Source organism: Pseudomonas sp. MAG002Y (assembly GCF_019400845.1).
Taxonomy (GTDB): Bacteria; Pseudomonadota; Gammaproteobacteria; order Pseudomonadales; family Pseudomonadaceae; genus Chryseomonas; species Chryseomonas luteola.
Genome location: NZ_WOEJ01000005.1, coordinates 242271 through 254029 on the forward strand (window position 1 = coordinate 242271; position 11759 = coordinate 254029).

The window sequence follows — 11759 nt, forward strand, 5'->3', positions numbered from 1 at the left end:
TCAGCACGTGGCCAGGGCAGATTGTTGGTTAACGTAACGGGCACCTTCATGCTTGATGGCGTCGAGAATGCCTCGCAGGTCGTCCAGGGTGGTCATGGGGTTGAGCAGGGTGAACTTGAGGTACTGTTGGCCGCCTACCTTGGTGCCGGCGACGATGGCGCGTCCGCTACGAGACAGCGCTTTGCGAATGGCTGCATTGGTCGCATCGATCTGCTCGGCACTCAGCGGCTCCTCGGGGATATAGCGGAAGACCAGGGTGCTCAGTTCAGGAACATGGGCAATGTCGAAGCGTGGGTCACGCTCGATAAGCGGATAGGTTGCGCGAGTCAAGTCGATCACGTGATCGAACAGGCTACCCAAGGCATTCGCACCCATGGTGCGCAACGTCATCCAGAGCTTGAGCGCATCAAAGCGGCGTGTAGTCTGAATGCTCTTGTTAACGAGGTTGGGTGTGCCTTCCTGGGTCTGGCTCTTGGGGTTCAGATAATCGGCATGGCAGGTGACATGGCCCAGCTCTCGACGATCCCGTACCAGAAACGCACTGCAACTGACCGGCTGGAAGAATGATTTGTGGTAATCGATGGTGACCGAGTCGGCATGTTCGATACCGGCCAGACGGTTACGGTATTTGGGCGAAATCAGCAGTCCGCCACCGTAGGCGGCATCGACATGCATCCAGATTTTTTTCTCGCGACAGATTGCCGCGATGTCTTCCAATGGATCGATGCTGCCGAAATCCGTAGTACCGGCAGTAGCCACTACCGCCATCGGAATCAGCCCATCGGCTTCGCATTCTTCCATCACGCGGCGCAGATCGCTCAAGTCCATTTTCTTGCGCGCATCGCTGCGTACCGGTATCACGGCGTCATAACCCAGGCCTAGGATGGCCGCGGATTTCTGTACGCTGAAATGACTGACCTCGGATGACAGGATGCGCAGGCGTTTGAAATCGGTCGGCAAGCCTTGCGTCTTGTTGCTGGCGTGACCGGTCTGACGGTTGCACACATGATCACGGGCCAACAGCATGGCCATCAGGTTGGACTGAGTACCACCACTGGTGAATACCCCATCGGCTTCGCTGCCCAGACCGATACGCTCAGCCGTCCAGTCAATCAACTTTTGTTCGATATACGTGCCGCCGGCACTTTGATCCCATGTATCCAGTGAGGAATTGATAGAAGAAAGTACCAGTTCGGCAAGAATAGCCGGAATAACAATAGGACAATTAAGATGAGCAACATAGTGAGGATGATGGAAGTAAACAGCATCTTTCAGGTACAGTGCTTTTAGTTCTTCCAGTGCCTCGTTGAAGTTACCCAGTTTTTCATCCAGATTCACTTCGTCGAACTGCCGCTTTAGTTCATGCGGCAATATGCCGGTATAAGGTTTATCGATACCGAGCAATGTTTCCTTTATACATTCAGCCCCTTGAACCATAAGGCTTTCATAGGCCTGCGCATTCTTTTCGTTGAAAAGATGCGAAGTCGCCTGATCATCCTGTAGGCGAGCGGAAGGGTATGCAGTAATGGCCGCATACGAATGCAATGGATTATTCACGAATGGAACCTCGGCAATTGATTAAACAATTCTGCAATAACCCAACATGTTGTCGGGATATATGCCTCGCCGGGCTCTCACGGTAGTTTGATATTAATAGTTAGCTATATGCCATTATCAAACGGCTTAGCCTTTATAATTTAAAAGCAGTGATAACGCATTAAAAGTAAGTGTTTATTACTATCGCAAAGCCCATTCAGAGTAGACCTTGTGTTGAATGAAAATCAATATCATTTAACGCAATACGGGTGATGAAGTGTGATGAGCTTCGCTTAATGGTGCGCTCTTTTGGTGCTGTGGCACGATGATATTAGAAAAAACGGATCGGTGACGGAGCGAAACAAACACAACAGCGCTAACTTGGCCAATCGCCTTCAGTTTACTCACATGAGCCAGCAGCCAGATTCGGGCGGAGCTGCCGAGACCAGTGATTAGTAGGAAAATCCTTCAGCGACGGTTAGGGCACGACGGTCGCCTGTACCAGACTGAGCATAAACCTGTTGTATGAACAAACAGGTCGTTGCCGTGACTGAGGCGAATTGCCAGGGAATATTTGGGTCCCATTAGAAGGGCGCCCAATTGCATGTACTGAGGGCGTGACGATAACGAATTCACCGTCCTGAGAAAGGGAGCGCACTCATGCAAGAGAAAGTCGTCAGCAGTTCCAATGGTTACTACGTGTTCGAATGCGCAGATGCGACTGGCGGCAGCTGTTATGAAATCAGAATGGGCACACGCTGCGTCAAGCGCGTCGGCAGCCTCGACGAGGCCAAGCGATTCATCCAGTTCGCTTATGCAGAAGAAGAAAACTATCAGGACTAGCACCTTCGTGAGGACCTGGAATGAGCTAAGACTCGATCAGGTGTAAGGGATAGGAGGAAGGCCTGCGCGGCCTCCCTCCGGCAAGGTCAGAACGCGACGGCCTGACCGTCCTTGCGTGGATCAGAGCCACCGACATAACCATTGGCCGTTTTCTGAATGATCTGAGCACCACCGAATGCAAACACGCCGCTTGGCGCCTCAACCTGGATATCATGTCCTTTGGCGCGTAGGGCAGCTACGGTCTGTGAATCGAACTGTCGCTCAACGGCAACCTTCCGACCTGACTCGATCCGCCAGCGGGGCGCGTCGGCCGCCGCCTGCGGGTTCTGCTTGTAGCGCAGGATACGCAACATCATCTGCAAGTGTCCCTGCGCCTGCATGGGACCGCCCATAAGGCCGAACGACATCAACGGCGTGCCGTCGGCATTCATGGCAAAACCGGGGATGATGGTGTGGAAGGGGCGCTTACCGGGAGCGACGGTGTTGACGTGCTCTGGGTCCAGAGAAAAGCCCGCCCCGCGGTTTTGCAGGCTGATTCCCGTGCCTGGAACCACTACGCCGGAGCCAAAACCCATGTAGTTGGATTGAATGAACGACACCATCATGCCGCTTTCATCTGCCGCTGACAGGTACACCGTACCGCCGGGCTTGGGCGAGCCATGGCCTGGGTCAGCAGCAGTCTCGCCGATCAGCCTGGCGCGCTCCTTTAGATAGGCCGGGTCAAGCAGATGGTGAGCCAGAACGCGCATATGGTCCCGATCTGTAATGTGATGATTGAGGTCCGCCAGGGCCAGCTTCATCGCTTCCAATACCACATGCAGGGTTTCGGGGCTGTCGACAGGATGATCGCCAATACCGATGGCCTCCAGAATCCCCAGGCCGCTGAGCGTAGCGATGCCCTGGCCGTTAGGAGGCAACTCATGGACCATGGCGCCTGCAAAGGGCGTGGACAGGGTATCGATCCAGTCAATTGAGTGATTGCCCAGGTCATCCAGGCTCATAACGCTGTTGTTGGCTCTGGCATGAGCAACCATGGCTTCGGCCAGGGCGCCTCGATAGAACGCTTCGCCGCGGGTTTCGGCGATCAGCTCCAGCGTTTTGGCATGGTCCCTGAGTTGAATCTTCTGCCCGGCTCTGGGGGCTCGGCCATCGGGCAGAAAACACTCGGCAAAGCCGGGCTGATCTTTCAGGAGCTGACCGCCTCGCTGCCAGAGTTCAGCAATGATAGGCGTTACCTGGTAACCCTCTCGCGCATAGCGTATGGCGGGTTCGGCCACCGTGGTGAAAGGCAGCTTGCCGTAACGCTCGGAAAGCCCGGCCCAGGCGGAAACCGCACCGGGCACGGTCACTGCATTCCAGCCGCGCTCCGGCATGTGTTTGTGCCCTGCAAAATACTGGGGCGACCACGCTGCCGGTGCGCGTCCAGAGGTATTCAGGCCCTGTAATGTTTTGCCATCCCAGACGATGGCAAAGGCATCACTGCCGATACCACACCCTGTTGGCTCTACTACCGTAAGCACCATGGCAGCAGCAATTGCCGCATCTACCGCATTACCGCCACGGCGCAGCATGTCCAGGCCTGCCTGGGCGGCCAGTGGCTGGGAGGCCGCTACCATGTTCCGTCCCATGACAGGGGAGCGGGCAGAGGCGTAAGGCTGGCTATAATCCAGATGATCAAACATGGGATCACTCTCTTCTTGTCTGACGGTTAGTCTTTGGGATCCAGCGCATCGCGCAAGCCGTCGCCCAGCAGGTTGAAGCACAGCACTGTGATGTAGATGGCCACGCCTGGAGCAATAGACATCCAGGGCGCCTGTTCCATGAAATTCTTGGCTGTGTTGAGCATGGAGCCCCAGGAGGGCGCTGGCGGTTGCTGGCCAAGGCCCAGGAACGACAGACTCGCTTCTGCGAGAATGGCTGAGGCAATGGTCAGGGTTGCCTGGACTACCAGCGGCGAAAGGACATTCGGTAACACATAGCGCAGAATGATCCAGCGATCCGGCAGGCCAATGGCGCGGGCACCTTCCAGGTAGTCCTCATGTTTAATCGAAAGGACCTGTCCGCGCGTCAGGCGCGCAAAGATAGGCATGGCAGACAAGCCAATGGCGATCATGGCATTAGTCAGGCTAGGGCCAAGAAATGCCCCCAGCGCGATAGCCAGCACCAGAAACGGACAAGACAGCAGTGCTTCCATGATCCGGGAAATAAGGGCATCCAGCGCGCCCCCAAAATAGCCGGCTATAAGACCTAGCGGAACACCGATGGCCATGGCGATGGCGACCGATACTCCACCCGCCAGCAACGAGCTGCGCGCACCCCAGAGCAGGCGTGAGAACAGGTCGCGGCCCAGCTCATCCGTGCCTAGCCAATACAGAGCCGAAGGTGCCTTGCGAACGGCCAGAAAGTTCGCCTTGAGTGGATCATGGGGCGCAATCCAGGGTGCCAGAACAGCTGCCAGGACAAATAACAAGAGGATAGCTGCACCGATGACAGCACCCTTGTTCTTCAAAAACTTTGCCAGGAAACGAGACTGTAGACGGGTCTGTAAGACAGGAGGGAGAGGGGTGGCAATGGCATTCATGCGGCAGTCCTCAGGCGCGGGTTGATCAGGCGATAGAGCACATCGGCCAGCAGATTCATCAGCACGAATCCAATGGCTACGCACAGCACTACACCTTGCACCACGGCATAGTCCCGGTTGAAAACGGCATCGACGATCATCTTGCCGAAGCCGGGAATACTGAACACCTGCTCAGTCAGGACTGCGCCCCCAAGCAGTTCGCCGAACAGCAGTGTAGTCAGCGTCACGATGGGCATCAGCGCGTTACGAAAGGCGTGCTTGAGAATGACTGTTCTGGGAAACAGCCCTTTCGCGCGCGCTGTCCGCACATAGTCTGAGCGCAGCACTTCAAGCATGGCGCTGCGGGTATGACGCATCAGGGTTCCGGAAAGACCTGCACCCAGCACGAAGGCTGGTAACAACAAGGTTTTAAGGTTTTGCAGCGGGTTTTCACTGAACGGTACAAAACCGGAGGCGGGCAGCCAGCGCAGCTTTACCGCAAACACCATGATGAGCAGTATCCCCAGCCAGAAGTGCGGAATAGAGATACCAGAAAGGGCAACGATGTTCGCACTGTAATCTACCGCGCTCCCTTTACGCACCGCCGAGAGAATACCGGTGGGGATACCTATCAACAGCGCAATCAGCAAGGCGAAAACTGACAATTCCAGGGTGACCGGCAGTTTCGAGACGATAAGCGCGGTCACTGGTTGTTCGGTGCGCAAGGAAGTACCGAAATCACCTTTCAAGACATTGCCCACCCAGTTCAGGTATTGAACCGGTACGGGATCGTTAAGACGATACTTGTCTCTTAAGTATTCGATGACAGCGGGGTCGCGCTCCTCCCCAGCCATGGCCAGCACCGGATCGCCGGGCAGCAGTTTTTGCAGGGTGAAGACAAAGAGCGAGACCAGAACCAGTGTTGGGATGGCACTGAGCAGGCGGCGAAGGATGAACGTCAGCATGCATAACCCTCGTGGATTACCGGCCCGTGCGGTTTACTGCAGCGGGCCGTATCGATCATTGCGCGAATGACACGTTGGCCAGGCGGATCAGTCCGTCCGGGTTGGAGACATACCCTGTCACCTTGCGATTCGCCACAATCAGTCGAGGCTCGAAGTAGAGGTAAATGTTCGGCGCTTCGTCCGCCACGATGGTCATCGCCTGACGATACAGATCCTGACGCTGGGCCTGGTCATTGACAGTACGTGCCTTATTAAGCAGCTCATCCAGCTTTGGATTGCAGTAATGGCCATCGTTCTGGTTTCCCTTGCATGTCACGAACTGATGGAGGTTGCCATCTGGATCAGGACGACCGGACCAGGCGCTCATACCTACCTGAAAGTTTCCGGATTGCTGCTCGTTAAGAAGCGTCGCGTACTCGGTGGCGACCAGATTGACGTTGAATCCCGCTTCGGACGTCATCGCCTGGATAATTTGGCCTACCTGCTGAGAGACAGGTGTATTGCCAACCTTGAGCTCAACGTTTACCGGGGGCTTAACGCCTGCTTCCGCCAGCAGCGCCTGGCTTCTGGCAATGTCTCGCGAGGGGAGTGGTAGTTCCTTATCGAAATAAGGGCTACTTTGTGGAAAAGGCTGATTGCCCGGCGCGTAAAGTCCTTCGAATACCACTTGGTTGATAGCGTCCCGGTCCATTGCCAGCTCGAAGGCCTTGCGGACACGCTTGTCACTTCCCAACGGATTTTTGGCTTTGTCACCATTGGCGACATTGACCATCAGTTGCATATACCCCAGGCCGGGCGTGTTATAGACCGTAAGACTCCGGTCATCCTTGACCGCCTTGATGTCCGTGGGAGCAACACGTTCGACGATGTCCAGGTCTCCAGAGCGCAAGTTTGCGAGACGAACCGACGTGTCAGGTATGGGCAGGAAAATCACTTTATCAAAGTGATAGGCCTGCGTGTTCCAGTAATGATCGAAGCGCTCCAGCACGATGCGATCCTGCTGTACGCGTTGCACGAATTTATAGGGTCCGGAGCAGACAGGTTTGGACCCGACATCGCTTTGTGAGGCGTTGGGGGCAAGCATCATGCCGGCCCGGTCGGAAAGCTGGGCGATCAGGGTAGCGTCCGGTTGCTTCACCTTGATCGCTACGGTCTTGGGATCGATTACATCCACGTGTTCGATAGAGGCCAGTTCGCTCTTGCGCAGTGAATCGGGCAACGTACGAGCTCGGTCCAGATTGAATTTGACCGAGGCGGCATCAAAGGCTTCGCCATCATGAAAGGTCACTCCTTCACGTAACGTCACGGTCAGGATTAGGTTGTCGTCGCTCCAGCTCCAGCCTGTGGCCAGTTGCGGTACAAAGGTTAGGTCCGGCGCAACATCCACCAGTTTGTCGCACAGGGCGGTGTATACCAGACGTCCCGAATAGGTTCGTGAACGGTGCGGATCCAGAACATCCGGGTCGTCCTGGATGCCGATGCGCAAGGTGGTTTCGGCAAATGCCGTGGTGCCGATCGTCAATAACAAGGCTCCAGTCAACAGGCGTACAGGATTCAAGGCTGGCTCTCCAGGGCAAAGGGCTGATGGCTTTTGAATAGATGAAGGCGTTGGGAGAAGGCGGGGCTGGGAGCTGGCGCAATCGAATTTCCTGCACCGGCATTCGCAACTTCGCGCCAGAAATGGCAGGCAACCTGACGCGCCCCTTCGACAGATTCAAAGGCAGGTTTTGCTTCTCTGCAGAGGGGGCGGGCATGGGGGCAGCGCGTGTGAAAACGGCAACCGGGCGGTGGATTTGCCGGGCTTGGCATATCCCCACCCAATACGGGGCGAGCCCGTCGCAGACCGGGGTGGCTGACAGGCACAGCGGCCATAAGCGCTTGTGTATACGGATGAAGTGGCGTTTCGAACAGCGTGTCGACCTCGGCCAGCTCCACGATCTCCCCGAGATACATCACGGCGACTCTGTCGCTCATATGGCGGATCACGGCCAGTCCATGGGCCACGATAAGCAGCGTCAGCCCAAACTGATGCTTGAGGTCTTCCAGCAAGTTGACGACCTGCGCCTGGACCGACACATCCAATGCCGAAACCGGTTCATCCCCTAGGATCAAGCGTGGATTGGAGGCCAGGGCACGAGCAATACCGATACGCTGGCGTTGCCCACCGGAAAACTCATGGGGATAACGGTTGGCATGTTCAGGGGCCAGGCCCACGGTATGCAAGAGCTCTGCTACTCGTGCTGCGCGATCTGCGCGGTGGCTATCAGTATGCAGCCAGATGGGTTCGCCAACGATAGAGGCCACTGTCATCCGGGGGTTGAGTGAGGCAAAGGGATCCTGAAAGATGATCTGCAATTCCCGCCTTGCCTGCCGGAGCTTATCCGCAGGCAGGTTTCCCAGGTTTCTGCCTTCGTAGATGACATCGCCAGCGGTAGGCGCCAGCAGGTTGAGCAGCAATCGCCCCAGGGTTGACTTGCCGGAGCCCGACTCGCCTACCAAGGCTAATGTCTCGCCTCGTCTGATCGACAGGGAAACATCCGTGACGGCTTGAACAGGAGCCTTCTTGCGTTGCAGAAAGCCTGTAGGTGACGTGAAGTGTTTGGTCAGATGAAGGCCTTCAAGAATAGGGCGTTCGGGCGTTTTCATGCGCTAACTCCCAAGTGCTGCTCCAGCGGTGTACGAATGCATGCTGCCAGATGCCCTGGTGTGATCTCGCGTAGCGGGGGACGATCTGCGCGGCACGCCTGAATCACAAAAGGGCAGCGGCTGGCGAAGCGGCAGCCACTGGGCATTTCTGCAGGCGTGGGAACACGGCCGGCAATGGTGGCCAAGCGATCTTCACGCGGGCCCATCGAGGGCATCGAGCCCATCAGGCCAATGGTGTAGGGGTGCTGAGGGTCATCGAACAGCGCAGTAACGGGACCGCTTTCGACAACCTGGCCCGCATACATGACCGCTACATCGTCAGCTACTTCTGCAACGACGCCCAAATCATGGGTAATCAGCATCATGGCTGTTCCGGTTTCGGCTTGCAGGTTTGCGATCAGGGAAAGAATCTGCGCCTGAATGGTTACATCCAGTGCAGTGGTTGGTTCATCGGCAATGATGAGGGCTGGGTCGTTGGCAAGCGCCATGGCAATTATGGCCCGCTGGCGCATACCCCCTGACAATTCGTGGGGAAAAGCCTCCAGCCGTTGAGCCGCTGCGGGTATACGGACTTTTTCCAGCATCTCCAACGCCCGGCGGCGGGCTTGTTGGGGAGACAGGCTTTGGTGACGCACGACGCTCTCGGTGATCTGATCACCTATGGTGAATGCCGGATTGAGTGACGTCATGGGTTCCTGAAAGATCATTGCCAGGCGGTTACCGCGTACATCCAGGCGACGCTGCTCAGTCATTGCCAGCAAAGGTTCGTTAAGGAAGGTCGAAGTATCGGCATGCACTTGGGCGCTATCCGGTAGAAGCCCCATCAGCGCCATGGATGTTACGCTCTTGCCGCAGCCGGATTCACCAACAATGGCCAGGGTTCGACCTGGCGCAATGTCGAATGACAAGCCATCTACTACATTGGCCGCTGCACCTTTAAAGCGAACGGTCAGGTTACGGATACTCAAGACAGAGCATGGGGATTCGCTCATAAACTGTTCACCAGATCGTGATGGATAACGGTGTCGAGCGCCTGTTGCAACGCACGCAAATGGCCACGCATGGCCATCGCCGCCTTGCCGGGGTCACGCTGTTCGATCGCGGACACAATGTCGTCGTGATCATGGCTATACGCATGCATGCGGTCAGTGTTGCGGGCACGCTGGCGCAGGTCGCGCCAGACAGAGTCCAGGCGAATGGCATCGAACATTTCGAAAATATCCAGCATCAGTCGGTTGCCAGCGGCTTCCGCAATGCCTCTATGAAAGGCGCTGTCCCAGAGTTCCAGTGCTTCTGCATCGGGCGTCTGGGCATTGAGTTGTTGGCCGGTACGTTCAGCGAGCCTCCGCAGCATTGCCATCTGCTCGCCGCTGGCGCGAATGGCAGCCAGTGAGGCAAGAGCAGGTTCCAGGTAAAGGCGGGCCTCCATGATTTCGATGAAGTTGGTTCGGCTGGACAGCTTGGTAAAGCTCAGGGACGCACTGGGTGGGGTTGGGCCTACAAAGGTGCCTTTGCCCTGGCGGCGCCACACCTGTCCTTCTGCTTCAAGCACTGAAAGGGCGCGGCGAACCGAGCGACGGCTAACGCCAAAGCCAGCAGCCAGATCACGCTCCGGAGGCAGAGGTCGTTCCGGAAATGCCGAATGCTGTGCTACCAGCTGGCGAAGGGCATCGAGTGCCATCCGGGCTGATTGATCGATAGGAGTTTCCGTTTCGCACGTTTGCATCATGTTCTCTCAGGCCAACATGAATGTCTGTCTGTGCGCCTTGTATATGCTTGATAGTGGGGCGCAACAGTTACAGGCAGTTTTGCAAGCGAGATGCCAATAGCGATTGGTTCATACTGGCGAAACGGTTATGACCGGGCGCTTAGGCTATGACTACAGGCGTGTCAGGCTTTTGGTACAAAGGTGTTGAGGCAGGGAGTAGGGGATGATCTGGCATTGGTTCAGTCTCTATGCGAACCAATTTCTGGAATGGTTACGGGAATGGTCCGTTTACGGGCGACACTGCACGTTAACGGTGCGGCTAGGATGACTGACAGGACCGAACATCTATGCCCGGTCCTGTTTTCATTAATCAGGAGGAGGGAACGCCTTTTTCCCAGGTACTCCAGTTCTTAATGATGTCCTGCACCAGAGGATTGCCTGTACGGAACAGGTTTTCCAGGGCAGGTTCAAAGCCGCCTTGCTTGGCGTAATCAATCAGGTTTTCAACATCTGAATAACCCTCGTAAGGGCGATCGAAGTCAGAGCTGCCACGCACTACGGCCAGGCGCTGGATATCGACACGGCCCGTACGGCTGGCCCGTAGCAGCGCCTCATAAGTGGCGTTGTCTTCCTGCTGCGTGGTGCAGTAACGGCCTTTTCCATCCGTCAGCGTACGCGTCCATTCTTCGGCGCGCTGGGAGAGCAGCGTACCGGAGAACCAGGTATCGCCGGCGACGGTGTCGCAGCGGGTAACCACAGGAGGCTGGTTGGCGGGCGCATAGTTGTACTTCTTGCGCCACGCAGTAGACTCGGGGCTTTCGATGAGCTTGACGTCCTTGGAAAGGGCATAAGCCTTTTCCATCAGCTTCTGGTTAACCTCGAACACTTCGGTCTTGTAGTCCAGAGGAGGCTTTTGAGTGGGATGACGCGTATTGATACCCAGGTAGCCACCTTTCCAGTCAGCCGGAGCTTCTCGAGCGTCCAGCTCCCATTGGATGCCGAAATCCACGAGATAGTGCGCCCATGCCGTAGTGCCAATGGTGCCCTCGTGCGGGTTGATTCCTGCAATACCAGCGACCAGGAAATAGGTCTTGCGCAGATCGAACTTGGGTGAGAAGGCCAATGCCATAGTCGACGCCGCGGCATTGGTGTGCCCCATTGCGGTCGTCATCAGACACACCTGCGCCTCATTACAAAGCACATCCGGATACTCGGCAGACAACCCTTCGATCGGCACCTTTTTATCGAGCTTGAGTTGCTCGATCCAGGTCTTGGCTTCCGGGCCAAACATGGCGATCAGCATGACTTTGGGCGCAATGGGTTTTTCCGCTGCGGATACCTGGGGCGCCGCGGTAAGTCCGCCCAGCAGACCTGCCAGTCCTAGCGCGCTTGCGAGGGATTTTTTCAGCATGGGATGAAATAGCCTCTTATAGAGTGAGCGTGAAAAACCTCACCGGATGTTCAAGGTACATGCCAGCGCTAGGCGCAAACGTGCAAAAGC

Annotated in this window: 10 protein-coding genes; 1 reads left to right on the top strand and 9 read right to left on the bottom strand. The window is 56.3% G+C overall.

The window, feature by feature from the left end:
• Complete coding sequence (locus tag GM154_RS09550; protein WP_219652063.1) at positions 1 to 1557, bottom strand: aspartate aminotransferase family protein; 1557 nt, start codon at positions 1555 to 1557, stop codon at positions 1 to 3.
• Positions 1558 to 2196: 639 nt separating this feature from the next.
• Between GM154_RS09550 and GM154_RS09555 the strand changes: the two genes are divergently transcribed.
• Positions 2197 to 2379 carry a hypothetical protein gene (locus GM154_RS09555; protein ID WP_010798112.1) on the top strand — a complete coding sequence of 61 codons (183 nt, stop codon included), beginning with the start codon at positions 2197 to 2199 and terminating at the stop codon, positions 2377 to 2379.
• Between the two features lie 86 nt (positions 2380 to 2465).
• Here GM154_RS09555 and GM154_RS09560 read toward each other — a convergent pair whose 3' ends face one another.
• The 8 genes from GM154_RS09560 to GM154_RS09595 all read right to left on the bottom strand — a co-directional run bounded on the left by GM154_RS09560 (position 2466) and on the right by GM154_RS09595 (position 11669).
• A complete protein-coding gene (locus GM154_RS09560; protein ID WP_219652064.1) occupies positions 2466 to 4061 on the bottom strand; it encodes a gamma-glutamyltransferase family protein in 1596 nt (531 codons plus the stop codon).
• A 26-nt stretch (positions 4062 to 4087) separates the two neighbouring features.
• Complete coding sequence (locus tag GM154_RS09565) at positions 4088 to 4960, bottom strand: ABC transporter permease (RefSeq protein WP_150347517.1); 873 nt, start codon at positions 4958 to 4960, stop codon at positions 4088 to 4090.
• Positions 4957 to 5904 (bottom strand): ABC transporter permease, encoded by a 948-nt coding sequence (locus GM154_RS09570; RefSeq protein ID WP_219652065.1) that lies wholly within the window; start codon positions 5902 to 5904, stop codon positions 4957 to 4959. Before GM154_RS09570 ends, GM154_RS09565 begins: the two co-directional genes overlap by 4 nt.
• Positions 5905 to 5959: 55 nt before the next feature.
• Positions 5960 to 7462, bottom strand: a complete 1503-nt coding sequence (locus GM154_RS09575) for an ABC transporter substrate-binding protein (RefSeq protein ID WP_219652066.1) — start codon at positions 7460 to 7462, stop codon at positions 5960 to 5962.
• Complete coding sequence (locus tag GM154_RS09580; RefSeq protein ID WP_219652067.1) at positions 7459 to 8550, bottom strand: ABC transporter ATP-binding protein; 1092 nt, start codon at positions 8548 to 8550, stop codon at positions 7459 to 7461. The genes GM154_RS09575 and GM154_RS09580 overlap by 4 nt, the downstream gene beginning before the upstream one ends.
• Positions 8547 to 9542 carry an ABC transporter ATP-binding protein gene (locus tag GM154_RS09585; protein WP_219652068.1) on the bottom strand — a complete coding sequence of 332 codons (996 nt, stop codon included), beginning with the start codon at positions 9540 to 9542 and terminating at the stop codon, positions 8547 to 8549. Before GM154_RS09585 ends, GM154_RS09580 begins: the two co-directional genes overlap by 4 nt.
• Complete coding sequence (locus GM154_RS09590) at positions 9539 to 10276, bottom strand: FadR/GntR family transcriptional regulator (protein ID WP_125889078.1); 738 nt, start codon at positions 10274 to 10276, stop codon at positions 9539 to 9541. The genes GM154_RS09585 and GM154_RS09590 overlap by 4 nt, the downstream gene beginning before the upstream one ends.
• 352 nt (positions 10277 to 10628) lie before the next feature.
• The gene (locus tag GM154_RS09595) at positions 10629 to 11669 is read right to left on the bottom strand and encodes a purine nucleoside permease (protein ID WP_219652069.1); all 1041 of its coding nucleotides are present in this window, start codon (positions 11667 to 11669) and stop codon (positions 10629 to 10631) included.
• Positions 11670 to 11759 lie beyond the last annotated feature (90 nt).